Origin of the sequence: Paenibacillus albidus (genome assembly GCF_014644435.1) — a bacterium.
GTDB lineage: Bacteria > Bacillota > Bacilli > Paenibacillales > Paenibacillaceae > Paenibacillus_AQ > Paenibacillus_AQ albidus.
In genome coordinates this window covers 14,010-39,771 of record NZ_BMKR01000019.1, presented here as the reverse complement: position 1 = coordinate 39,771, position 25,762 = coordinate 14,010, and the positions used below count along the sequence as shown (strand labels likewise).

General features: G+C 49.7%; 20 protein-coding genes. 5 read left to right on the top strand and 15 right to left on the bottom strand.

Going from position 1 to position 25,762, the window contains the following annotated elements; translation table 11 throughout:
• Nucleotides 1-35: 35 nt before the first annotated feature.
• Nucleotides 36-905, bottom strand: a complete 870-nt coding sequence (locus IEY53_RS20355) for a carbohydrate ABC transporter permease (RefSeq protein WP_189028221.1) — start codon at nucleotides 903-905, stop codon at nucleotides 36-38.
• 15 nt (nucleotides 906-920) lie between these two features.
• On the bottom strand, nucleotides 921-1,889 hold the full coding sequence (locus IEY53_RS20350; RefSeq protein WP_189028219.1) for an ABC transporter permease: 969 nt from the start codon (nucleotides 1,887-1,889) through the stop codon (nucleotides 921-923).
• 263 nt (nucleotides 1,890-2,152) lie between these two features.
• On the opposite strand from IEY53_RS20350, the gene IEY53_RS20345 reads away from it, so the two are divergent.
• Nucleotides 2,153-4,441: a helix-turn-helix transcriptional regulator gene (locus IEY53_RS20345; RefSeq protein WP_189028217.1), complete on the top strand. Its 2,289-nt coding sequence runs from the start codon at nucleotides 2,153-2,155 to the stop codon at nucleotides 4,439-4,441.
• Nucleotides 4,442-4,553: 112 nt separating this feature from the next.
• On the opposite strand, the gene IEY53_RS20340 is transcribed toward IEY53_RS20345, so the two are convergent.
• The 6 genes from IEY53_RS20340 to IEY53_RS20315 form a co-directional block, all read right to left on the bottom strand.
• Entirely contained in the window at nucleotides 4,554-5,900 is a 1,347-nt protein-coding gene (locus IEY53_RS20340) for a glycoside hydrolase family 30 protein (protein WP_189028215.1), read from the bottom strand.
• A 25-nt stretch (nucleotides 5,901-5,925) separates the two neighbouring features.
• A complete protein-coding gene (locus IEY53_RS20335) occupies nucleotides 5,926-7,566 on the bottom strand; it encodes a type 2 periplasmic-binding domain-containing protein (RefSeq protein ID WP_189028213.1) in 1,641 nt (546 codons plus the stop codon).
• Nucleotides 7,567-7,624: 58 nt separating this feature from the next.
• Entirely contained in the window at nucleotides 7,625-8,512 is an 888-nt protein-coding gene (locus tag IEY53_RS20330; RefSeq protein WP_189028211.1) for a carbohydrate ABC transporter permease, read from the bottom strand.
• 15 nt (nucleotides 8,513-8,527) lie between these two features.
• Complete coding sequence (locus IEY53_RS20325) at nucleotides 8,528-9,514, bottom strand: ABC transporter permease (RefSeq protein ID WP_229696257.1); 987 nt, start codon at nucleotides 9,512-9,514, stop codon at nucleotides 8,528-8,530.
• A gap of 166 nt (nucleotides 9,515-9,680) precedes the next feature.
• Nucleotides 9,681-10,700, bottom strand: coding sequence for a LacI family DNA-binding transcriptional regulator (locus IEY53_RS20320; RefSeq protein ID WP_189028209.1), 1,020 nt, complete (start codon nucleotides 10,698-10,700; stop codon nucleotides 9,681-9,683).
• A 109-nt stretch (nucleotides 10,701-10,809) separates the two neighbouring features.
• The gene (locus IEY53_RS20315) at nucleotides 10,810-11,172 is read right to left on the bottom strand and encodes a winged helix-turn-helix transcriptional regulator (protein WP_189028207.1); all 363 of its coding nucleotides are present in this window, start codon (nucleotides 11,170-11,172) and stop codon (nucleotides 10,810-10,812) included.
• A 121-nt stretch (nucleotides 11,173-11,293) separates the two neighbouring features.
• Here IEY53_RS20315 and IEY53_RS20310 point away from each other — a divergent pair, with 121 nt between their 5' ends.
• Nucleotides 11,294-11,920 (top strand): nitroreductase family protein, encoded by a 627-nt coding sequence (locus tag IEY53_RS20310; protein WP_189028205.1) that lies wholly within the window; start codon nucleotides 11,294-11,296, stop codon nucleotides 11,918-11,920.
• A 39-nt stretch (nucleotides 11,921-11,959) separates the two neighbouring features.
• Here the strand turns inward: IEY53_RS20310 and IEY53_RS20305 are convergent, their stop codons facing one another.
• A complete protein-coding gene (locus IEY53_RS20305) occupies nucleotides 11,960-12,532 on the bottom strand; it encodes a hypothetical protein (protein WP_189028203.1) in 573 nt (190 codons plus the stop codon).
• A gap of 946 nt (nucleotides 12,533-13,478) precedes the next feature.
• On the opposite strand from IEY53_RS20305, the gene IEY53_RS20300 reads away from it, so the two are divergent.
• A complete protein-coding gene (locus tag IEY53_RS20300) occupies nucleotides 13,479-15,416 on the top strand; it encodes a serine hydrolase domain-containing protein (protein WP_189028201.1) in 1,938 nt (645 codons plus the stop codon).
• Between the two features lie 123 nt (nucleotides 15,417-15,539).
• Here the strand turns inward: IEY53_RS20300 and IEY53_RS20295 are convergent, their stop codons facing one another.
• On the bottom strand, nucleotides 15,540-16,121 hold the full coding sequence (locus IEY53_RS20295; RefSeq protein WP_189028200.1) for a TetR/AcrR family transcriptional regulator: 582 nt from the start codon (nucleotides 16,119-16,121) through the stop codon (nucleotides 15,540-15,542).
• 180 nt (nucleotides 16,122-16,301) lie between these two features.
• On the opposite strand from IEY53_RS20295, the gene IEY53_RS20290 reads away from it, so the two are divergent.
• Nucleotides 16,302-17,495 (top strand): MFS transporter, encoded by a 1,194-nt coding sequence (locus IEY53_RS20290; protein WP_189028199.1) that lies wholly within the window; start codon nucleotides 16,302-16,304, stop codon nucleotides 17,493-17,495.
• Between the two features lie 941 nt (nucleotides 17,496-18,436).
• Here IEY53_RS20290 and IEY53_RS20285 read toward each other — a convergent pair.
• A complete protein-coding gene (locus tag IEY53_RS20285) occupies nucleotides 18,437-18,886 on the bottom strand; it encodes a MerR family transcriptional regulator (RefSeq protein ID WP_189028198.1) in 450 nt (149 codons plus the stop codon).
• A 173-nt stretch (nucleotides 18,887-19,059) separates the two neighbouring features.
• On the opposite strand from IEY53_RS20285, the gene IEY53_RS20280 reads away from it, so the two are divergent.
• Nucleotides 19,060-19,911: an aldo/keto reductase gene (locus IEY53_RS20280; RefSeq protein WP_189028197.1), complete on the top strand. Its 852-nt coding sequence runs from the start codon at nucleotides 19,060-19,062 to the stop codon at nucleotides 19,909-19,911.
• 526 nt (nucleotides 19,912-20,437) lie between these two features.
• On the opposite strand, the gene IEY53_RS20275 is transcribed toward IEY53_RS20280, so the two are convergent.
• The 4 genes from IEY53_RS20275 to IEY53_RS20260 form a co-directional block, all read right to left on the bottom strand.
• A complete protein-coding gene (locus IEY53_RS20275) occupies nucleotides 20,438-22,537 on the bottom strand; it encodes a galactose-binding domain-containing protein (RefSeq protein WP_189028196.1) in 2,100 nt (699 codons plus the stop codon).
• A gap of 356 nt (nucleotides 22,538-22,893) precedes the next feature.
• Complete coding sequence (locus tag IEY53_RS20270; protein WP_189028195.1) at nucleotides 22,894-24,306, bottom strand: DHA2 family efflux MFS transporter permease subunit; 1,413 nt, start codon at nucleotides 24,304-24,306, stop codon at nucleotides 22,894-22,896.
• Nucleotides 24,303-24,626, bottom strand: a complete 324-nt coding sequence (trxA, locus tag IEY53_RS20265) for a thioredoxin (RefSeq protein ID WP_189028194.1) — start codon at nucleotides 24,624-24,626, stop codon at nucleotides 24,303-24,305. The genes IEY53_RS20270 and trxA overlap by 4 nt, the downstream gene beginning before the upstream one ends.
• A 300-nt stretch (nucleotides 24,627-24,926) precedes the next feature.
• Nucleotides 24,927-25,499 carry a TetR/AcrR family transcriptional regulator gene (locus IEY53_RS20260; RefSeq protein ID WP_189028193.1) on the bottom strand — a complete coding sequence of 191 codons (573 nt, stop codon included), beginning with the start codon at nucleotides 25,497-25,499 and terminating at the stop codon, nucleotides 24,927-24,929.
• Nucleotides 25,500-25,762 lie beyond the last annotated feature (263 nt).

Here is a 25,762-nt window from a genome sequence, read left to right as displayed (position 1 = left end):
CCCTTAATCTGAATTTGTGGCGGGCCCGTCCCGCCTCAGCCTTTTACCGCACCAATCATGGCCCCCTTGACAAAATACTTCTGCACAAACGGATAGATGGCCAGAATCGGAAGTGTCGATACCATAATGGTCGCATACTTCAGCGATTCCTCCACAACCTGGTTATCACCCCCAATCCCGGTGACATCTCCCGAACTTGCACTGCCGGCCAGCACCAGATTTCGCAGCAGCACCTGGAGCGGGAACAAATCGGGTGTGCGCAGATAGAGCAGCGGGAAGATAAAGTTATTCCACATGCCCACCGCGTAAAAGAGGGCAATGGTGGCAAAAGAAGCCTTGGACAGCGGCACGATAATGCGGATGAAGATACCGATATCGTTCAGTCCGTCGATGCGGCCCGACTCCTCCAGCTCTTTGGGGATACCCGAGAAGAAGGTCCGCATCAGAATCAGATTCCAGGTGCTGACCGCGCCCGGCAACACCATGCCCCATACGGTATCCACCAGATTCAGGGAGCGGACCACGAGGAAGGTCGGGATCATCCCTCCGCTGAAGAACATCGTGATGACGATCAGCAGCATAAAGCTTTTGCGCAGCGCCATATCGCTGCGGGAGAGTGCATAAGCTCCGGTGGAGGTGACGACCAGTGAGATGAGCGTGCCAAGCACGGTGTAGATAATGGTATTTTTGTAAGCCGTCCAGATTTGCGGGTCCCCGAGCACAAGCTTGTACATGTTCAGATTAAAGCCCTTGGGCCAGAAAGAGACCGTATTCTTCATGACATGCACATCGCTGCTGAGGGAGACGGCCAGCATATGCAGAAACGGATAGAGCGTGATAATCACAACAACCAGGAGCATGAAGGTACTTACGACGTTAAACCAGGATAACCGGGGTGATCGCATCACCGCACCTCTTTTCTACCATAGACTTGTCTCGCTTACACGGCGGCTGATGAAATTGGCGGTGTAGATGAAGATCAGGCTGATCACGCCCATGAACAAATCGATGGAAGCACCATAGCTGAAGTTCCCCTGCACCATACCGACCCTGTAGACATAAGTGCTGATAATATCCGCCGTATCGTAGATCGCCGGGTTCTGCATCAGGAACACCTTCTCGAACCCGATCTCCAGCACTTTGCCGACATTCAGGATCAGGGTGATTACGATGGCGGGTGAAATGCCGGGCAGGGTGACATGCCAGATTTTGCGCATGCGGCTGGCGCCGTCCATATCTGCGGCCTCATACAGCTGCGGGTCGATGGCGGTCAGTGCGGCCAAGTAGATAATGGTCTCCCAGCCGATATGCTGCCAAATCTCCGACAGGACATAGATGCCCCGGAACAGCCCGGGCTCATTCATGAAATTGATCGGTCCGATTCCAATAGAGGCGAGCAGATTGTTAATCAGCCCTCCGGTTGGAGGCAAGAACATAATCACCATGCTTGCAACAATCACGTTTGAGATAAAATGCGGCAGATAACTGACCGTCTGTACGAACCGCTTAAAAGCAGCCTTTCGCACTTCATTGAGCAGAATCGCCAGCAGAATCGGGGCCGGAAAACCAAAGACCAGCTTATAGACGCCGAGCAAAAACGTGTTTTTCATCAGCGGCCAAAAGTCAGGGTTCTCAATGAACATCCGGTAATATTTGAGCCCCACCCAGTCGCTGGCCCAAATGCCTTTAAAGAGATTGTAATCCTTAAATGTGATGACCAATCCGAACATCGGCGCATAGCGGAAGATCAAATAATACAGCAGGCACGGCAGAAACAGCAGCCATAGCGCCTTATTTTTGTTCCAGGTTCGAATGATCCCCGCCTTCCGCCGGTGTGGATGGTGCACTTCCTTTCGCGGTCTGTCCTGAACTACGCCAGCTTGAGCCATACGCATGTCCCCTCTTGTTCAAATGATGGCAGCTCACATGGATGTCAGCTTACTTCCCCTTCATGTCTGGGGTTTGTCTCCGCATTATAGCGGCATATCGTTAGAAAGCGCTATCTACATGTTATATAACATTTCGCCCGTAGCGCGGTTTTCCCGAGAATAGCGTATAAATCAGTAAAAGTGCATATTGTTTGTGTCAGCTTTCTGCCGCTATGATAGGATTAAAGCAAACCACTCGCGACTGTATCCAAGGGGGAATACCTATGAAGGGACTGCTCACAAGCAAATTTGCATCTAATGCCCTGTTCGTCAAGCTGATGCTGAGCTTCCTCAGCGTCATCCTGATTCTGGCTTCATTCAATCTCTTCTCCCATCTATACTTAAGCGGCAAAGTGTATCAGGAGATGGTCCGGCAAAATGAGCTGGGCCTCGCCCAGACGGTCGAAGGCTACGAGAATCATTTCCGGCTGACCCAGAATATGATTCTGGCCCTTACCCAATCCGAGCCATGGACGGCCAATCTGGGCATTCTTAGCCACCTTAAGGAGAACCGGCGTTATGATATCCCGGCCGAAGTGAAGTCGGATCTTGCCACCCTGTATGCGAATCCTTTTTTGCATATCGAGAATTTCATTCTCTATTTTAAACAAGAAGATTATGTACTGGAAAAAGAGGGTCTCAGCAGCACGAGCGATATGTTTGGCAAATACTATTTCAGCGAAGAGTATCCGCCGGGCTACTGGAGCCGGCAGACGATGGACAACCAATTCCTTAAAGTCATGCCCGCTGCGTCCTTTACAGAGAACACGATGTTTTCCTCACGTCCCCTCGGCCGGCTGATGCCGGTGATGGTCAAAGCGATTCCTTACGAAGAAGTCTACGGGATCGTAATGTTGAATCCGCAGCGGATGCAGACTGCCTACGGCAATGCCGGTAATAATCCGTTCTATATTCTGGATGCGCAGGGGAAGCTGCTGTTCTCCACGGCGGAGAACGAACTGCCGGAGCCGGAGTTTCCCGCAAGCGGCAGTGCCCATAAGCGTGTCGGGGACCAGTATTACTTCTATGAAAAAGGCAAACAGACCGGATTCACCTATGTCCGGGTGACCCAGGTGGCCGCGATTGCTGCGGAAATGCGCGGCATGCGGCTGCTGCTGGCCGTGCTGCTCACCGCCGCCGTCCTGATCAGCATCCTCTCGTCCCTGTTCTTCAGCCTGCGGCTGAACCAGCCGCTCCAGCGCCTGATTGCCGCCCTGGACCGCAAGTCGGGTAGCACTCCGGACAAGTTGAGCAGTGTGAAGGAATTCGCCATCATCGGCGACCGTCTAAGCTCCATTCTGGAGAACAACCGGTTCATCCAGACCGACCTTGAGCACAAGAACTCGCTGGTACGCCAATATGCCTACACCCATAAAGTGAAGAATATCCCGCTGAGCGGAAGTCTGGCGGATCTAGAAGATGTCCGGCAATCCGAACAGCCGTATGCTTCGATTCTGTTCAAGGTCAGCTTCAAAAGCTTGCCGGATGAATTCGAGAGACACACGCTTATGTTATGGAAGCTGATCCAGAGTCTGATGGCCGCTGGCGAAACGGATAGGGTCGCACTCCAGCCGGAACAGGACCAGCTCTTGCTGCTGCTGTTCGACCCCGGCCCGCAGAGCGGTATTCTGCAAGCGCTGGATACGCTGAAGGAGCTGCTGGCCACCGAGGATTCCCTGTACCTGACCATTGCGGTAAGTCCGGTGTATTCGGGGGAGACCTCATTTACAGACGCGTACAACAATCTGTCCATGCTGCTGGGTGAACGCAGGTTGAACGGGGAGACGCAGATTATCGTGGAGCCTCGGGCCTCGCCCTCCAAGTCCTTTCATCTGAAGGTGACACACGGGGACGAGCTGCACAACCTGCTGCAATCCGGCAGTGAAGAGGCTGTCTTCGCCTGGCTGGACCGCCAGCTGGAGCAGCTGCGGCACAAAGATGCGGCGGCTGAAGACTTCCGGGCCTTTGCACTGGGAGCCGCGGAGCAGACGGGCAAGACGGTGATGAAGTTGAATGTGCCGCAAGCGGAAGCAGAGCGCCTTTCTCCGCCTCCCGGAGAGCCGTTTGCGACCTTCCATTCCACGCAGCAGTATAGGGAATGGCTCCATGATCTGGTCCGTCCGGTACTCGCGGCCATCCGCAGCACCTCCGAGACGCGCGATCCGGTGATCAGCTTCGTGCTCGATTATCTGGACAAGCATTGCGGAGAAGATATCAACCTGAATCTGGTCGCGGACAAGCTGAATTTAACACCGGGTTACCTGTCCAGCATTTTTAAGGAAAAGACCGGCATCAACTTCAGCGAATATCTGAACAATCTGCGGATTGAGCGGGCCAAGGAGCTGCTGATGAATCTGGACCTGCTTATTCAGGACATCGCCCTGCAGGTCGGCTACCAGAACGTCAATTCCTTCATCCGCATGTTCAAGCGCAGTTCCGGCCTGACACCGGGCGAATACCGTAAACGTTATTCCGGAGAAGACTCTCTTCCTTCTTCGGGTCTTGGACATTAAGTGGAAAAGGATGTCCCGGCAGCCAATCACAATGGCTGTCAGGACACCCTGCGGAGTCATTCCTTTTTATTCATCAATCCATCGGTGTAGCAGGATGCCCCTCTCTGCACGGTTAGGGGCTGATTAGGATGGATACGGCGCTTTTGGATTCCAGCTTCAAGCTTAGCAGTCCTTCTTCCCGAAGGTTCATATCCACATTCGCCGTAACGCTCCCGTCATTGAACAATACCACCGCCAGCGAACCATCCGTATTCCGAAAAGCAACCGAGCGGATATCCTCATCCTCCGAGGAGGATGCAATCCGCACCGCCCCTGGGCGGATAACTTTGCTGAAATGGGCCAGCGCGTAATAATCCAGCGTATACGTCAGCTCTCCGGTCTGCTGGTTGACCTGCACAATACCGCGGCAGGTGCTCTGCCCGAAGCCGGGGACCGTCGGCCCGTTGTGCTCATCCAGCGCCATATTCCACAGCACCATGGATTGGCCGTAATTCCGCAGAATCTCAATCCCTGTTCGCATCACATTAGAGAAGGCCTGTTCAAACGGCGGAATCCATTCGCCGCCCGAGCCTTCGGTGAAATGCACTTCTTTGCCCGGAACCGCTTCATACACCTTCGTCTGTGCGGAAGCCTCCCCTCCGTACCAATGCCAGGCAACGCCGTCCACCTCATCCCCTGCCTGCTCCAGCACCGTGAGCGGATAATCGGGCCGGTCCCAGTTGTGATCGTAGCAGAGGATCTTCGTATCCATACCGTGCTTCACAAAGGCGGGTTTCAGATGATTTTTGATAAAATCACTCTGCGCCTCGGGCAGCATCAGCATACTCGGATAATGAAGCGGTTCATACAAGGCTTCGTTCTGCGGGGTGACCGCATGAACCTTGAGGCCGTGGGCGGCATAAGCCTGGATGTATTTCACAAAATAGTCCGCATAGGCCGCGTAATATTCGCTTTTCAGCTGGCCTCCGAGCATGGAGCCGCCCGTCTTCATCCAGCCCGGTGCACTCCACGGTGAGGCGAACAGCTTCAGCTGCGGATTTAACATCAGCGCCTGCAAGGTTAGAGGGATCACATCCGCTTCATCATGGGCGACGGAGAACCGGGTCATTTCCGGGTCCGTCTCTGGCGCGGGCAGGTCGTTGTAGCTGTACACTGTTCTCGCATAGTCCGAAGCACCCATGGGATTGCGGAGGACGGACAAGCCAATCCCGTCTTGCGGATCAAACAGCCTCCGCATCACTTCTTCCCGCTGCTCCTCACGGAGCACCTGGTTCATCAGGTAAGCTGACGAGTCAGTAAAAGAGGCCCCAAAACCATCCATTTGCTGATAGCTGCGATTGTCATCCAAGGTGACAACGACGCTCCCCGCACCCGAAGGTACTGATGCCCAGGATTCCGGTGACTGAGGTACAAATAATTCCTTTTCTCCCGTAGACTTATAGACCTTATATTGCCGCATTGGGTTTCCCTCCAGGTGATCTTTTTTAGAGTCCCAGCTTCTCTTTATTCTGTTTCATCTTCTCGCTGCGGACCTTGACAATCTGATCCCAGCTATTCTCCGCCAAAAAGGATTGGTAAGCCGCCAAGGCGCCCTCAAAGGCGGCATCATCTTTTGCACGGATCATGGTTACCAATGTCGAATTCCACTTGGTATTGATGGCGCTCAGCGCCCGCGCTTCCGGCGTGCCTTGATCCGGATTGATATTCTCCAGGAGGAAATGCGGCTTCAGCTTGCCTTTGCCCCATTCCTGCAATTGCTTGACGGATTCCGGGAAGGCATCGCTGCTCAGCGATTTGTGACGGTCATGGCCGAAGAACATAAATTCACCCATCCGGTAGTCCTTTTTGAATTGATCCGCATTATTCAGCTGCAGATCCTTCACTTCGGGCAGCAGCTCTACTGTGCCGTCCCCTTTAGCCTTATAGGTCTCGCCTTCAATCCCGTAGTTCATCAGCATTTGTCCTTCTTCACTTAAGAGATACGTAAAGATCTGTATCGCTTTGGCCGGGTCCTTGCAGTCTTTGGTAATGTAATTGATCATCCAGCCGGTAATTCCGGATTGATTCAACGTCGGTTCATGGCCCACGGTGCTCTGCGGCCCGTCAATGGCAATATACTCTTTGCCGGGGTTCGCACTTCTGTAGATTTGCAGGTTTCCTCCTTGCTGAGGTGTCCCGTCGAGCAGCATTGTGGCGTATTTGCCGGACTTCACTTTTTCTTCAAATGCCGTCCCGTCATCGGCAAAGCTGTCATCGCTGAGGCTGCCGTCCCGGTAGGCCGCATTCAAGGTTTCAACCCAGGCCAGGTAATCCTCATCCAGATTGCGGTCATAGAACCCGCCATTCTCTTGCTCCAGCGGCACTCCAATAAAGTCCTGCAGGGTATCGCCAAGAGAACCGGTGCCTTCCCCAATCGAGTTGAAGCCAAAGGGAATCAGGCTCGGGAACTGCTGCTTGATTTGGGTCAATACACTCCGGAACTCCTCCGGAGTCCCCATCACCGGGCTGCCGAGCGCTTCGTACACATCCTTACGGATGATAAAGGCGGTTTTGGCCGGAATGTTACCGCTGTCATAATCCGCCTGCGTATTGGAATAGTTCGGGTAGCCATAGGTTTTGCCATCCGTCAGCTGGAACCAGTTCAAGGTATCCGCAGCAGCCACTTTATTGAAATAGGGATCGTATTTCTCCGCCAGATCATTCAGCGGAAGCGCCCAGGTAGCCGCTTTTTGCACCACCGGCGAGTTCGAATCGAACACGGTCAGCAGATCCGGCATATCCCCCCCGGCAAAAAAAGTGTTTAGCTTTGTATCATCCCCGGTAATAAATTTGATGTTAATATTCAGGTCTTCCTTAATCTTCTTGGTCACAATGTCTTTGCCGAAATCGGTGTTCCACCAATCCGCGTTCACGTACCAGGTGAGGTCGGTAACCTCCTCTTTTTTGTCCAGCTGCCAGGCCGGTGTCTCCGGATCAACAGTATAACGGCCTTCAATCGAAACCAGCTCTTTAGTGCCGCCGCCGGACCCGCCACCGCCGCAGCCTGCAACCACAAGTACCGCCGCCAGCAGCATTACACCCAGTTTGAGGCCTTTAGTTCCTGATTTCCTGATCATCTTAAGCATTTGCTTTCCTCCTTATAATAAGTTCACCATGGATTCCGTCTTGCAGCCGGGCCCAAGCTTACTCTTTGACAGCCCCCATCATCATGCCCGAGATAAAATACCGCTGCAGGACCGGATACATCACCACAATCGGCAGCGTCGTTATGACAATGGTTGCGAGTTGAACCCCCTTGGTCGTCGTTTCAATGATGGCCGAGCCCCCAACATTCTGCATCGCCTGGGTCTGCGACTGGACAATAATCTCATACAGCTTCATTTGCAGCGGGTACAGCGCCTGATCGGTTATATACAGCTTGGTGGTCATGAAATCGTTCCATTGCCCGACCCCGTTGAACAGCGCAATGGTCGCCATAGCCGGCATGGACAGCGGAATGAAGATCTTCAGGAAAATATGCCAGTCGCCGGCACCGTCGATTTTGGCGGACTCCTCAAGGGAATCCGGCACATTCCGGAAGAAATTCATCAGAATAACCACATCGTAATAGCTGAACAACGCCGGGATAATATACACCCAGAAACTGTTAAGCAGACCCAGCGATTTGATGAGCAGATAGGTCGGAATCATCCCGCCGGAGAAAAACATCGTGATGACGCCCATCGCTACATAAAGCTTGCGGCCGCGCACATTTCTTTTGCTGAGTCCATAGGCGACCATTGCGCAGAAGAAGACATGGGTAAGCACGCCGATGGTAGTCTTGGAGACTGAGATAAAAAACGACTGCCATATACTCTGATCGTTGAACACGGCGCGGTAATTCTCCAGGGAGAATTCTGTAGACCAGAATATAAAGCCGCCTTCGGCCAAGGCTTTCCCGGAGCTGAATGAAGAAATGATGACATTCCACAGCGGGACTACAATGATTACTGTACAGATGATGAGCAAAATCATATTCAAGGTATCAAAGATCCGGCTGTCGAGATCTTCTTTGGCCGCCTTTCGATTCACGCGGGCACCCTCCTTCTAGAGAACAGACTGATTGTCATTTAATTTGCCGGTTATTTTATTGGCCACAAGCAGCAGGATAACGGACACTATGGAAACTCCCAATCCAACGGCGGTAGCATAGGAGAAATCCCCCTGCGACATCCCCATCCGGTACACATAAGAGTTGATGACCTCGGCCTTCTCCCGGTTCTGGGAGTTCATCAGAACCAGAGTCTGATCAAGATTGGAGCCGAGTAAACCGCTTACAGTAAGGATCAGATTAAGGGCGATAATCGGCTTCATGTTCGGCAGTGTAATATTCCAGATCTGGCGGAGCCGGCTGGCGCCGTCGATTTTGGCCGCTTCATAATACGTAGGGTCGATCTTGGACATGATGGCCAAGTATAGTATCGTGCCCCATCCGGCTTCCTTCCAAATATCCGATAAAGTGGCGATCCACCAATACTTCCCGGCATCAAGCAGAATATTTTGCGGCTGTGAGATGACGCCGAGACCCAGCAGCAGCTGATTGAAGAGTCCGGTAGTTGAGAACCAGGTGATGAGCATACCGCCCAGCACGATCCAGGACAGAAAGTGCGGCAAATAGGAGAGGGTCTGCACCATTTTTTTGAAGCGGCCACTGTTCAGCTCATAGATCATAATGGCCAGGATAATAGGAATGACGAACCCGATAGCCAGCTTCAGAAAGCTGATGCCCAGCGTGTTTACCACCGCATCCCAGAAGTATTTGTCGGATAAAATAATCCGGAAATTGTCCAGGCCCACCCACGGAGCGGTCCCCAGCGTGTCGATGACCGTGTAGTTTTTGAAGGCAATCGTCAAGCCGTATATGGGAATGTAACAAAAAATAATCATAAAAATAATGCCCGGCAGGATCATCGACTGGATTTCCCACTGTCTTTTGTAATCGGTTACAAATTCTTTAAGCCTCTGCCCTTTAGGCTTCTTTCCACGGGGTCTCGTAGGCTTTCCGGCTCCTGTCTCTACGGCCAGTTTATTCACGTTTTTATGCTCCCCTCCAGGTTTATCTCTTGAAATAAATTGAACAAAAGAAATGCCCAATCAGCGTAAGTGTAACTGCAGTGAATTTCTATAAAAACGTTTTTATTTTTCGACAAAAAAATCCCCCTCCTGCTCAAATCCAGACCGGCAATGATTGCCCCCAGGGCTATACAACATCATTCCGGTCCAGCTTCACATGACTTGAACCTCTAACCACCAGTTCTCCGGCCAATTTCTGCGACTTTCCCTGTTCTTTCTTGTGGATCAAACGCACCAGATGGTCAATGGCCAGCATCCCTTGTCTGGCGATCTGGTTCCTCACTGTCGTGAGCGGCGGTGAATAATACTGGGCAATCTCAATATCATCGAACCCGACCACGCTGACGTCGGAAGGAACAGCAAAACCAAACGTCTTCAGTGCCTGGATACAGCCAATCGCACTCAGGTCATTCCCGGCCAGAAAGGCGTCCGGCAGCTTCTGCGGATGCAGATGCAGAAAGGCTTTCACCGCGTTATGGGTGCTTCCTTCCTCAAAATACCCCTGCAGGATATAATCCTCATCCACCGGCAGCTGATACTGGCGAAGTGCAGCCAAATATCCCTCTTTGCGCTGCACACTGTCCAGCATCGTATCCACGCCGGAGATGTAGGCGATTTTTTTGTGCCCCAGGCCAATTAAGTACTTGGTAGCCTCATAAGCAGCTTCATAGGAATCAAAAATAACACTGCCCATCGTTTCATTCTCCAGGGCCCGGTCCAGAAACACCGCCTTGACCTTCTCTTTCTTCATCGCTGCAATATCCCTTTCATCAATGCCCCGCTCTTCATAGATAATGGCACCGTCTACACGCCGGCCGAGAATATTGCTCATCACCACTTGTTTGTCCTTCGTAACAAACACATTCAGCCCGTAGCCCCGGCGGTCACACTCATTGGCCATGGACTCCACCAGTTTATAGAAGTAGGGCCCCGATACACTGGTGGTAAAAAAACCGAGCATTTTGGTCTTCCCCGACTTCAGCTGCTTGCCATTCAGGTTGGGCACATAATTCAGACGCTGGGCTACTTGCAGCACATGTGATTTGGTCTCGGGATTCAGGACATCCACGTCATTAAGAGCGTTGGACACAGTAGAGATGGAGACACCGGCCTCCCTGGCAACATCTTTAATCGTGATCTTTCCCATAATATTCGGTCCTTTACTATAAAAACGTTTTTATAAAGTTAAACTAACATAAAACCGTTTTCATTACAATACTATTTTTGTCAGCTTGCTCAAAACCCTAAAAAACTTTTCAGGCTTTCTTTGCTTCATGACTGCAGCGGATTTGTCCATCTTTCTCTATATCCCTGGCCAGAGCATAGGTATTGCCCCACTCGCACATGATGTTCAATATGGGGACAAAGGATTGCCCCAGGTCTGTTAGACTATATTCTACTCTCGGCGGCACTTCCGGGAACAGTTCTCTTTGCACAAGACCATCTCTTTCCAGCTGTTTCAGCTGATCGGTCAACACTTTTTGTGTAATCCCCGGAATCAATGGATAAAAATCTTTGGTCCGGATGGATTGCTGGCTCAAGAAATAGAGGATCAGCCCTTTCCACTTTCCGCCTACCGTGTTGACAAAAATATTGATGCCGGTATTGTGACTAACCATGTATGTCCCTCCAACAGGCACCTAAAGGTGGCTATACCACATTAATGTGCGTTATTTTCACCTTAAGTATGGCCTACTATAATCAAAGCTGCAACCTAATCTAATTCATGGAGTGGATACTATGAGTGTAAAACATATTTTAGACCAGAGACGTTCTGTCAGACATTATGACCCCAACCACGAGATTTCTCCGGAGGTCCTCACTTCGTTAATCGAAAGTGCCAGCAAATCACCCAACGGAAATAATATACAAGCGACCCGGTATTTGATTGTGGATGAACCCCGGCTGCGGAAATCGCTTTTGCCTATCGCTTATAATCAAGCCCAGGTGGTAGAGGCTTCCGCGCTGATCGTGATGCTGGGTGATTATCAAGCCTTTGATGCCAATAATATTATGGATATCCACGAACAAGCCTTTCAAGCAGGTTATATGGACCAAGCCTTAAGAGACTATTTGGCGGATGCCGCCATAAATTACTACGCTCCTAAATCCAAAGAAGAGTTAAAGCTGGAATTGATCAGAGATATCAGTCTGGCTTCCATGTCCCTGATCCTGCTTGCGAATGAAGCGGGGTATGAAACCATTACGATGTCGGGGTATGATTCCGCTCAGCTAAAAGAGGCCTTACAAATTCCTAAGCGGTATGAGGACATCATGCTCATCGCGATTGGCAAAGGCCTGAAGCCAGGCCATGGAACAGTGCGGCATGAGGTGAGTAAGGTTATTTATAGAAACGAGATCGTGTAATCCATAAGTATGACCAATGGTGCAGGCTGCACACAAAGCTCAAATCGTAAATATTTGAATCTCAGAAACGGGAAACCATTGTTTGGAATCCATAGCTTTGAAATACACCTGCACAGTATAGGCCCCTTTGGTATTAAAGCTATAAGTGAAATCGGCCGATTTGAGCCAAAAATTTTCTTTTTGCTCTTTAATCTGCTGAATGTCCATGGTTTCTGTTTTGTTTTCAGCATTGGTGATCAGAATTTTTATCTCTGAAATATCTACTTTTAAATGATCTACCTGGACAAGGGCAGAAAAAGTAATACGGTCATCGATTTTTACCTTGCCAAAAATGCCCCCCTTATCATCAATCAACACCGTATTTACATTTGGCTTATAGATTCGAACCGTTTGACCCGACTTCTCCACAGACATTAACACATTCAAATCCTCAGACAGCTGCTCAGCAGACAGGTATACCTTCCCCTCCGAAGTTATTCCTGACTGCTTTTGCAGCACATGATTCAAGTAAACTGCAACTGCGGATTTGCCGGAAGCGGCATATAGCAAGGTCCCTTCGGATAGAATCAGTAAACCAAATATTAGAATGATCATTTTTTTCATTGCTTTCAAGTGATCGGCCTCCTTCTATAAAAGTTAATGACGTATATACCCTTCTTCCAGTAAAAGGTTGCTCTTGTTCTTACACAACACCTCCTCCCGGTGGCTGTTCTACGAGTAAGACAGGATCTCCCATATCAAAATAGAAGGAGGCTGTCTCGTAAGTAACTTTTCTATTGAATGCGACCGTCCTGTAAAATTTTAAAAAAGCAGAGCAGGGATTCTTCCGTAATTGGAGAATCCCTGCTCTGCTTTTTGGGTCATCGGGGATTGACAAAGCATACACTTTGACAGCGGCATAGACGACGCGAACGAAGTGATTTGGGGATCGTTTTCTTCTAAATCCATTGGCATGCAAATCCGACCCCTGGTTATTGAATGTAACAAGAAATACTCCCTTTTTGAGTGGCTCAACCTAAAAATAAGCGGTTGACAGATTTAACGGACTGGAGAAACGTTATTTCCCGAAATAAGCTCATTTGTCTGGTGAAACGGACTCAGAATCCGCTAAATGTTCCATGGACCCTTGTTTTGGGCTAGAGATCATACAATAAGAGCACCTGTGTCCGCATAAAAGGACAACACCCTTCGTTGCCTCAAATAAGATCCCCTGAGTCCGCTTCCTTGCACAGCCGGGCCCGGTGAAGAGTGGTTACCGGGACCAAGTCAACCGCTGATTATGGATTTGCTCAAACAGCGGGGAGAACGGAACGACCCGCGGAGAAGCGGCAGCGGTCGCCTTGGTCTCCGGAGTTTCACCACTAAGGAGAAGAAAAAAATTCTTACGATCACATCGATTGGAGCAACGGTCCGTTCGCGGAGCGTCCACCCAAGCAGCCAGCCGAAGAATCCCTTGGCCGCATCAAGTAAGAAATAAGTAAGGAATAAGAGATAAAAAAGAAAGACCCAGCTGTTAGACTGAAGTCAATCTCAAACAGAAGGAGACACACGAAAACAAATGAAAAAATTATGGTCCGCATTTATCTTATTGGCATTGTTGACGATCGGCCCACTTCAGTCCTACGCAGCGCCGTCTATTCCGGCCACCCCCAGCGGGATTCCGGTGGCAGAGCTTGAAGCGAAGACAGATCAGATTATGAAGAAATACATCGGAAAAGATGTCCCCGGTGCCTCTGTCTCGATTGTAAAAGACGGGGAGATTGTCTTTATGAAGGGCTACGGCTATTCCGATATCGCGAAGCAGACTCCCGTTGATGCCGGAACCACCTATCTGGAAGCCGGTTCTGTATCCAAACTGTTTACCTGGACGGCGGTGATGCAACTGGTTGAACAAGGCAAATTGGATCTGGAGGCCGACATCCGGAAATACCTGCCCGACGGATTCCTTGATCTTGCCTTTAAAGAACCTGTCACCCTGAATCATTTAATGAGCCATACGGCCGGGTTTGAAGAACGCACAGAGGGCCTGCTCGTTAGCGACCCTACCCAGATCAAACCGCTCGAAGAGCATATCGCCCCTGGGAATCAACCGAAACAGATTTATACGCCAGGAACTGTGATTGCTTATTCCAACTACGGAACCAACTTGGCCGGCTATATTGTAGAACGTGTGTCCGGGAAGTCTTTTGAAGATTATATTCAGCAAAATATCTTTGCACCGCTGGACATGAAGCAGTCCTTTTTTACCCCGCGCTATGATCTGATTCCGGAAATCATGGAGAATAAAGCCGTCGGTTATGCCAAAGCGGGCGGTGAATGGGCTGCACAGCCGAATTTTTATATCAATGACATGCCGGCCGGTTCCCTGAACATTACCGCAGAGAACATGGCACATTTTATGCTGGCTCATTTGAATACCACCGGTTCCGCGAAATACAAGCTCTTCCAGCAGCCGGAGACGCTTCAGCAGATGCACGAAGTATCTTATACCCATCATCCATTGCTGCCGGGTAATGCCCATGGCTTTTGGGAACATTTTGCAGGGCAGTATCGTGTGCTGGAGCACGGAGGAAATACTATTGCCTTCTCATCTCTCCTATCCATTGTTCCCGAAGAGAATTTCGGAATCAGCATCCTGACCAATGTTGCCAATGAAATGTCCGGCGCCAGAAGTGAGCTGATTAAGCTGTTTGTAGGAGATTCGCGGCTTGCCCCGGAAGCAACAAGCGAATTCAATCATAGCGAGCAGGTAGCCGGGAAATACCGTTCTGCCCGTGCTGTCGACTCCAATATATTGAAGGTCACTTCCGTTGTCCAGGATACGGATACCGTAATTACTGCCAATGCCAAAGGAGGCATAGATCTAAGCATTCCTTACATGAATATAAACGTTTCTTTCGTAGAAATTGAACCTTATCTTTACGAGCGTGTGACTCCCGGCAACACCCTTATGGATAACGCAGGGATAGATATCAGCCGTGTGTATTTCCAAACCGACGACAGCGGAAAGGTGACCCAATTGTCGTACGGTGTGATCGCTGACGAGAGACCGGTGTCTTTCACAGAAACCGTAATCTTCAATTATGTGCTGGTAGGAGGAGCCGCCTTATTGTTCACCGTCGGATTAGCCGTGGGTATCATCGGCTGGATTCGCAACTCCAGAAGAACAACAAGACCCCGCAACAAGCATAGACTTCCGCTGCGTGCAGGGGTAATCCTGATCTCCTTCCTGGGGCTGCTGAGCATCGGAAATCTGATCCTTTCAGTAAACCGGTTGTCGAGTGATCCTTTCCAGTCCATGGCTAATTTCAAGCTGAATATCCTCTTCTTCTGGGTGCTCGCCATAGCCTTTATTCCCGCTGTGTACCTTGTAGCCCGGAAATGGAAGGCCACGGGAAATACACTGCCAATGAAGCTGCTCACCGCCGTGCTGATGATTTCATTCCTGGCGATTACGTTTTTCCTGTATTCTTACAATTTCTATTCCCTCGCCTGATATTAACAGCAGGAAACAGGCTGCCGGGCGGCATTCATGAAGGGGCGACGGTCCGGCCCCTCTAGGCCATACCAAACAGCCGCAGGAATAAAGTCCCTGCGGCTGTTTAGCTTCCCGGTTTGTTCAATTTCTGGCACGAATCCCCTCAAACCCAGCCGTAACCAGATGTTCGACATACACATCGTCCAACAGTTCACCGGTCAATAACAATCTGTAAAAAATCGGCCCGTAAATAAGATCGATACTTAACCCGATATCAAGGCCTTCCTTCAGTTCTCCCCGCCTAACCCCTTGTTCCAGAAGCTGCCGGGCTTCAAGCCGCCGGGGCTGAAAGTACCTTGTCCGGTAGGCTTCAGCCAATCCGGCATCCAGTTGCCCTTCCCCGATAATCTCTTTGATGATCTGACCTTCACGGCTGGTCAGGAACCGGGTCAAATCAGTCGCATGACCCAGGATATCCTGATAGACGGAGCCTGTATCCGGCACCGGCACTCTTGCTGTCGTCGCAGACAAAAAAGCATCAATCACCACAGCGGCCTTGTTGGGCCACCATTTATAGATAGTGGCTTTGCTGACTCCCGCACGCTCGGCAATTTTCTCAACTGTGACTGCTCCAAAGCCGAGTTCAAAAAGCAAGTCATAGGCGGCGGCAAGGATCGACTTTTCCGTTTCCACATTCCGCGGACGTCCTCTTTTGGCGTTCATACCCATTTCCCCTTTACTGCTTGGTTAACCACATTCAATTTCAAAACTATACGTACATTATACTAATAATTCAATTGAAATGAAATCTCCTATTTACAAAACGATACGTTCAGTATATTATTTGTTTATGAATTAGTGAACTGAACGTTTAGTATTTAAAAAGAGTTGAGGAGGATTTTTATGCACACCGAACAAGTTAAAGCACGTCAACCCATTTCAGGCTGGATTACCTTTCTGCTCGCAGCCGCTTGCGGTCTCATCGTTGCCAATCTGTATTATGCACAAACCCTGATCGGTCCGATCAGCGCCGATACAGGTCTTTCTTCCGCCGCGGCAGGACTCATTGTCACCATCACTCAAATTGGCTATGTTATCGGGCTGCTGTTTATCGTGCCGCTCAGTGACATTATGGAGAACCGCCGCCTCGCAGCTCTGTCGTTATTGGTTGTAGTCGCCGCACTTCTTGTTGCAACCTTTGCCACCCAAGCGCCGCTGTTCCTTACCGCTTCCCTGTTCATCGGCCTTGGCTCTGTTGTAGCCCAAATCCTGGTTCCTTATGCTACCTTCCTGGCATCCGAAGAGCAGCGTGGCCGGGTGGTCGGGAATGTGATGAGCGGACTGCTGCTCGGCATTATGTTCGCCCGGCCGGTGGCCAGCTTTGTGGCCAGCCTGTGGGGCTGGCAATCCATCTTTGCTCTCTCGGCGGCAATAATCACTTTGCTCGCAGCAGCTCTATGGCGCATTCTTCCAGAGCGCCAGCCGGTACCTGCGATGAACTATGGCCAATTGATCGCCTCATTAGGCGTTCTTTTCAAACAAACCCCTATCCTGCGCCGCCGGGCTCTGTATCAAGCCAGTTTATTCGGGGCCTTCAGCCTCTTCTGGACTACGGTTCCCTTAAGATTAGCCGATGATTTCGGAATGTCCCAGCAAGGCATCGCCTGGTTTGCTCTGGCAGGCGTAGGCGGCGCAATCGCAGCTCCAATTGCAGGGAGACTGGCCGATAAAGGCTGGACCCGTATATTGACCGGCATAGCCATGATCATTGCCGTGTTGTCCTTTGTGCTGGCCTATCTTTTTGACGATAACTCCACTTGGACCCTGGCACTGCTTGTACTGGTTGCAATCATGCTGGATATGGCCGTATCGGGAAATCTGGTGCTTGGGCAACGGGCGATTTATACCTTGGGAAGCGAAGCCAGGGGCCGTTTGAACGGGCTGTTCATGGCCATCTTCTTCGTGGGCGGAGCCATCGGCTCCTCCCTGGGCGGCTGGGCTTATGCCCATGGCGGCTGGAGCCTCACCACTCTGATTGGGCTTGTGCTGCCCCTGCTGGCTTTGCTGTATTTTTTGACGGAGAAAAGAAGGGGTTGACGAAGTAAAGAACCCGAACGAAATGAGGTTGAGTCTTCAACCCGCTGCCCGGGCGTGCATCTCTGTAACAGGGATCTATCCCGTCTCTTGTTACGGTTTCCTGCAGATTAACATCTATATACGTAATGTAGAGAAGCCCCTCGCAGCAATGAACTTAAGTAGATTAGTTAGGAAGATTAGTTAAGGCAGGCGTTTGACTGTATTTTGTACATCAGGATGTGAGGAAATCCGGCTTTTTTCCGATTTGAATGCATTTAGTGCATCAGGAATAGTGAATAAGGCAGATACGGGCGCTTTTCTAAGATTACACTGCACTAAATGCATCAGAACTCATTTTCGAGCGATCAAAAAGCGGTTCTGCTGCACCAAATACATCAGAACTGCCCGCACCGGGAGATAGGATCGCGAAAGGTGGTTGGATATTAATAGTGGTAGGCTAATTGATGTAGTTGCATGGTGGTTAGCGAATGGTGGTTGGATTAGCAGATAGTAGTTGGGATGGAGGATGGATAGTTGTTTTAAGTAGATTAATTAGGCAGGCGTTTGACTGCATTTTGTACATCAGGATACGAGGAAATTCGGCTTTTTTCCGATTTGAATGCATTTAGTGCATCAGGAATAGCGAATAAGGCAGATACGGGCGCTTTTCTAAGATTACACTGCACTAAATGCATCAGAACTCATTTTCGAGCGATCAAAAAGCGATTCTGCTGCACCAAATACATCAGAACTGCCCGCACCGGGAGATAGGATCGCGAAAGTGTTCGGTGAAAATAAAGTATTAGACCAGAATCTTTGATTTAACGCGATTTTAATATTGAAAAATCGTCAGCTTTTGAAAAATAAGTTATAGAATGATGTGAATCTTGTTCATTGCCAAGCCAATTAGGAGTTTAAAACCGAGTATTTTCTTCAGAGCGGTTAGGTCTCGCGTACATCTCTTACACCTTCCGAACAGTGGACGAGTAAAATACGTCACTATGCATATGCTGAATTTTGTCCCAGTTGCCAGGATTGGTGGTGTCTGGAGATCGGTGGTCCAGAATGGCTTGATATAGGGCGGTTTTTTCTTCCAAATGGGCAACGTGCTGTTTGGCTTCTTCGAGCTTAGCAAGCGCCGCTTCTTTATGCTCCATCATGAGTGCGGAGCGTTGCGGAATGGTCGAATCTCCTTCGAGACAGAGATCGACGTACATTTTTATGACTTCAATCGGCATACCGGATTGCTTGAGGCATTTGATGCCATGTAGCCAGTTGATCGATTCTTCGTCAAATATCCGAATATTATTTTGATTGCGCTGTATGCTTGGCACCAGGCCTTTATCCGTGTAAAAACGTACAGCGTGCTCGGTTAGTCCCGTTATTAGGGCGGCTTCTTTGACCGTATGCATGTGAATCCTCCTTAGAAAATAAATTTTTGAAGACGCCTTGACTTCGTGTAACACGAAGGTCCTAAGCTTATTGTAATGCAAATGAGCCGTAAGTGGAATCCCCCTCTGCAGTACCCGATTCAGGGAATACGCGCCGTTTGCTATAAGACATTTAAACATTAGGAGGAATTACAATGCAAACCGTAACATTAAACAATGGTGTAAAAATGCCGATCATCGGCTTTGGTGTCTACCAAGTGCCGAATGCTGAAGAATGCGAGAACGCTGTATATGAAGCGCTGATGGCCGGTTACCGCCTGATCGACACCGCCGCCGGTTATCTGAACGAGGAAGCGGTCGGACGCGCGATCAAGCGCAGCGGTGTACCGCGTAAGGAGCTATTCATCACGACCAAGCTTTGGGTTCAGGATGCCGGTTACGAGAGTGCCAAGCTGGCGTTTGCCAAATCCTTGAATAAGCTACAGCTCGACTATCTCGATCTATACCTTATTCACCAGCCGTTCGGCGATTACTACGGCGCTTGGCGTGCGATGGAAGACCTGTACCACGAAGGCAAGATCAAGGCGATCGGTGTCAGCAACTTCCTGCCTGACCGGCTGATGGACCTCGTCGTGCATAACGAAATCGTGCCCGCGGTCAACCAGGTCGAAACGCACCCTTTCTACCACCAAATCGAGAGCGCCGCTTTTATGAAAGAGCAAGGAGTACAGCACCAGTCATGGGCCCCGTTTGCTGAAGGACTTAACAACTTGTTTGGCAACGATGTGCTGTCCTCGATCGCAGAAAAACACAACAAGTCCGTAGCCCAGGTCGTGCTTCGCTGGCTTGTTCAACGTGGAGTCGTTGCTATTCCAAAATCGGTGCGTAAAGAGCGGATCGCCGAAAACTTCAACATTTTCGATTTTGAGTTGAGCGCGGACGATATCGAACAAATTTCCACTCTCGATACGCGGGAAAGTCTTTTCTTATCGTACCGCGATCCGGAAGTCGCCAAGATGATGGGCAACTGGAGAGTCGAACTGTAAACCTTGATCGAACCGTAAACTCATCACGTATTTATCCTCATCTATTAAGAAAGGACAGGGCGGGTTCCCCTTGTCCTTTTTTCTGTACTTGATTGCACAATCCAAGAATAGTAAAACTGCTGCTAAGGGTGCAACGAAATCTATACTCCACCATTACAGGTAACACACAGAACCACCGAGACATCCATAACTATCTTGCCCGCTGAATAGAGCGTTGCCAGTCTAACACTTTATTTTTCAATCCAACACTTTATTTTCCTTGGACAGAAAGGAGTTTGGTTTCCGGTTCTTGGCAGTTCGTTGGGTTGGATAAGCGGATAGTGGTTAGGCTAGCAGATGGCAGTTGTATGGTGGTTAGTTGGTTGCTGGGATTAGTTGGTTACTGGTTGGATTCAGTCCACACATTTGACGCTCGCTCGGGAGTTGTAGAACGGACTCGCCTTCCGTACAGTATTGGCCCACAACATAAAGCAGCGACTCTCCCTTTACTGAAGAATCGCTGCTTTGTCCTGCTCCTGCTCCTGCTCTATTCCGGCCCGTAGACCTCAAATTCCCACAGGGAGTAGCCGTATTGAGTTGCCCGTTCGGTGCCGTACATCCGGACATACCGGGCTTGCACCGGATTAAAAGTTATCGTCTCCCATCCTCCTTGTCCGCTCGTTGTACTGTACACCGGGGTCCAGTTGGCCGCATCCCCGGATACCTGAATCTGATAGCTTTTGCCATAAGCGGCTTCCCAGAATAATTGAACTTCATTAAGGGTCCGGAGCCCACCGAGATCCACCTGAATCCAGCCCGGGTCCACCCCTCGTTTGGTGCCTGCACGGGTTGACAGATTCCCGTCAAAAGCAAGCGGTGCTGTCTCCACGGTACTGTCATTGGCCGATACCGCCGCCGCTTTCCCCAGTGCCAGATTATTCCGCGGCTGCGGTTCGGGATTCTGCACTGGCTTAATCGTTACGCCGCTGTAATACGCGCGGTCGGTAAAGTTCATCTCCTGCAGTGTTGTTGCTGGCATGGAACTCCCCGGCATATATACGTTCTCAAACGTTAGATCCGTAATTTCGGCCCCTTCCAGTCCCTTGATCTTCGCAAAGCTTTCACCGGCATCCCGCACCGTAATATTTTTGACCGTTACGCCGGTCACCGGACCGGCGCCATTGCCGCTGCTATTAACCGTGAACATCGTCATCCAGGCGCTGTTGTCATCATTTTTTCCGCTGATATCTTCAATATCCATATTCTCAAACTTTACATTACTTACGCTGCCCGTGCCGTATTTATGATGAACGGCAAAACCGACAGCCGCTTTGTAGACCACACCGTCCCGGAAAGTGATATTCTCCTGGTTCTGCATAACGCCCTGTCCTATTTTGTAACCGTAACACTTGGTCCAGGAAATACTGTCCTCGAACAGCACATCACTCACCGGCTCCGGACTGCCTGGCCAAGGCACTTTGCCCGAGGCGATATCCGTGTCCTCTTTCCATGCTTTGGTGGAATACGGATCGTCCAGGGCAATCCCGATGGAATGGCATACTTCCACATCCTGCGACTCCACCACGTCGATTCCGTCGTTTTCCCCCATGCCGAGACTGTTGAACATCTTGAGATTTGTAAATTTCAAGTCATTGGAACGGACAGGCATTACAGCCCAAGCCGCAGATTCACGGATCACGATCCCGTCCATCTTGAAATCCGACGTTGCAATCGGCACGACCAGATTATTAATCATTCCTTTATTGTTGGTGCTCTTGTCATCATGCAGCACCTTGCCGTTGCCGTCGATGGTCCCCCGTCCGTAAAGCTTAATATTCGTGGAATTAAACGCCGTGGAGATCCACCAGGTCGCGGGCCGCCCCATGGAATCCTTGAACCAGTGCTCGGTATAATCCGCCGTCCTGCCTGTACCCACAAAGGTCGCTCCCGGCGCCATGTAAAGTGCAGTATTGCTCTTCAGCACCAGGTTGCCGATATAGTAGGTTCCCGAGGGAACATATACAATCCCTTGTGTGCCATTCCCTTGGGCTGTGCCATAATTGCCCGCATCGTTGATGGCCTGCTGCAGTGCAGCCGTCCGCTGTGCCACGCCGCCAGTCCCCCCCGTACCGGTTACATTATAGGGAGCTGCAGTCACATTAAAAATACCGTTCCCCGCCGCAGCTGGCACATCTGTTTCTGCCGGATCAGCCGCAATCACCAGTTTTGTGGTTCTATTGTTCATCATCACGATCAGATACTCATCCTGCTGCGTAGTAAAAGTAATGGTGCGCCCTTCCACCTTGGAGGCGGTAATGCCCAATTTCTTGGGGCTGATGGAATACTCATGCACTTTATCCGTATTCAGAATAGTCAACTCATACGTGACCGGCCCCTCCGACATTGAAAAATGGGCATAGTCATAGTCGTTAAAAGCTTGGATAACAGGGATACTCACTCCGTTTGCCTTTAGCGTGTAATTCACGGACGCCGCATATTTAGCGGATGGCTGATAGGGAAAGATCGCTGCGGTCCCTGCCGCGGGATTCTCTGCGGTTACCTCTGCATGTGCCTGTGGAACCATAGCGAGCATGACACTCAGCATAAGCAGCAGCAAGCTGCTAACCCATCTTCCGGGGTTTGTCATTAAATCACCGCCTCCTTTGATAGTCCTGTCTGTGCCTTGCTTGTACCTGACCGAACCGGTAAGAAAGCCCTTTCATGATACCGTACAACAATGGACATTATCATCTTTGTTCCCTCCTTCGCTTGGAGTTTCGCTTTGCGAGTTCAGTGTATCAGAGCTTAAGGCCCGGCAACATGCGGGTAATCGGAGAAGAAGGGCAGGTATTTGCATGGATATCCAGTTTAGTGTAATGAACAACAAAACACCCACACCTCCCGGGATTCCTCCTGAACAGGTGTGGGTACTTGTATAACACAGCAATGTAAGCGAACACAATAGGAGAACAGGAATCCCGGACTCCGGAGGCTTCGGCAGTATCAATAGGCAGGTGCAGATACCTCAACAGGCGCACGGGATTCCTTCAAGTAAAAGGTGAAGCAGAAACCAATCCCGGCAATCGCGGTCAAGGCCCAGAATGCAGTCTGCATCCCATGCAGCATATTACCGGGAAATACTGCGGTGCTGTAATCAGCACTTGCTGTCATAATTGTGATAAGCAGGGCCCCGCCTGTCGAACTGCTTAAGGAGCGCAGGGAAATGGTCATCGGCGAAGCATGTGTAATCATATGTTTTGGGACACTGCCCATTGTGAAAGCGGTGATCGGTGTCATGATGAACCCAAACCCGGCCATAAGCAGTGTATTCATGACCACCAAAAGAACATAAGGCCCCTCAAAATACAGCGAAATTGTCAACAGAAACGTCACCGCAGTAATCAATATAAAGGCTCCGCGAACCAACAGGAGGACACCAAAACGGTCGTAGAGCTTGCCCGCAATCAAACCGGATACTCCCAGTAGCAGCGCCCCCGGCAGCAGCATAAGCCCCGACTCCCTTGGTGTCAGCCCTCTGACATTCTGGGCATAAAGTGGCAATAAAAGCTCTACGCCTACCATCACGATGAACATCAATACACCGATAATCGAGGAGTGTGTAAACATCCGGTAGCGGAACAAACGGAGATCAAGCAAGGGCTGAGTTAGCCCCAGTTGACGTGTGATGAACAGAACAATCATCAGGACCCCGCCAATAAGGAAAGCCCACGAAAGAACGGCGGAACTTCCCTGCTCACCGGCAGCGCTTAAGCCATATAACAAACCGGAAAAGCCAAATGAAGAATAGAGGATCGACCGATAGTCCAGCTTGGCCTCATGGGCCTCTCCGACATTTTTCAGACTGAAATAGGCCAGAACAAAATTGGCAAGCACCAAGGGGGCCATACCATAGAACAGGATGCGCCAGGAATGATGCTGAACGATCAAGCCGGACAACGTGGGCCCAAGAGCCGGAGCGAGTCCCATCACCAGACTGACCAGCCCCATTGCAGCACCGATCCTTTCCCGGGGGAATACTCGAAGAACCGTGGTCTGAAACAGGGGCATTAACAGACCAGCTCCGATTCCCTGAATGATTCTTCCGCTCAAAATAAACGCAAAGCCGGTAGCAAAGCCCGCAATTAAAGTTCCCGCTCCAAACGCAACAACCGATGTGAAAAACAGAGCTCTTGTCGTGAATCTTCCGATCAGAAAACCTGCAACCGGCACTATAATCCCGGCAATAAGGTAAAAAATGGTAATCAGCCACTGGGCCTTATTCTCATTGATCCCGATATCAAGCATCATTCGCGGCAGTGCCGTATTCAGCATGGTTTGCATGAGCTGGGCCAAAAAATTGGCGATGACCAGAGAGGCTACGATGAGACCGGGTTTACTTAGCGGCGCATTCTTCATAATTGTTCTGGAGATGCTGTGAGCTGCTGCAGGTTGCCTTTGGACAATATACCTGATTCTTTATATTGGGGTTGGCCATTCCTGAATATTAGGGTCGTCGGTATGCTCATAATCTGAAATTGTGCAGAGGTTACCGGGTTCTCGTCTATATTCACCTTCACCACTCTGACAGAATCGCCAGCTTCTCTTTCAAACTCCTCCAGAATAGGAGCAAACATTCTGCAGGGGCCACACCAGGGAGCCCAAAAGTTAACAACGGTTACCCCCTCCGCTTGTATCATTTCTTTAAAGTTTGAATCTGCTGCTTGTTGAATAGCCATCATAATCATCCTTTTCTTCTTTTATTCAAGTACATCAAAGTCATATTATGTCTTTAATACCCGTAAAAAAATGTCCTTATATGAGCAAATCTAAAATTGAGCTCCGCCGTATACAAGGGACAGTTTCTTAAGTCATGGTGCTAAAAACCTTAATTAGAGACTTAGTGTGTCTATAATATATTTAATATGTTTTTTTGTCAACAGCTATTCAAGAAGAGATGGAGGTCCCTACACACCAAACAGCGATCCCCCCCCTTTCAGAGCATCTCTGTTTATCGTATTGCACACATTTCCATTAGCTTATTGCGACCGCATTAATGTGATTTGTCTCGCAAGATAAAGCGGCGTATAAGGCATGTCATTTCGAAGCCAAGCAATAATCGTGCCTATTAAGGCTGAAGATCCATACCAGATAGCAATCTCACGTTGAATATTGGTTGTGGAAATATCATTGTCTTGATCTTTTTTCACCAGTCGTGTAGTAATGATATCCGAAAGCAGCTTAAACAGCCGATCCGTAAAAATCGTAATTTGTCTTGAGGTCAGAATAATCTTATAGAATCTCGAATGGTCCGCTATATGCTTTAGCAGATTCTCCAACATCGGCCATTCTCCATTTTCCTCCAAATGGGAGTGTTCGTTCACTACCTGAAGGATATCCTCAACCATGGCATCCGCCATCTTCTCCAGCATATCCGGGATATCGCGATAGTGCAGATAAAACGTAACACGATTGATTCCGGCCCGCTCTGCAATACGGTTGACCGAAATTTTCTCAATATCCATTTCCTCCAGCAGTTCAATCACAGCATTTCTGAGCAATTCACGTGTGCGGAGTACCCGGGGGTCTATACGAGGCGTTAAATGATTCATTCGATTTCCTCCATCCTGTTACGCTAATTGAGTAAACCACACTTTTTATGTAACTGTAGTTTTTTCTAAATATAAGCGACATTCATGCCAGAACTGTAAACTAATAAACACTTTTTCAGAGAACGTTGCTTGCTTACAATCTATTTTCATCTATAATCTAATTTGTACCCTGTAAACTATACTACACAGTGTATATTTAGTCCATAATCGACGATTGGAAAGGATGGAGTAGAGTGAAGAAAGAAACGGAACTAACAAACAGC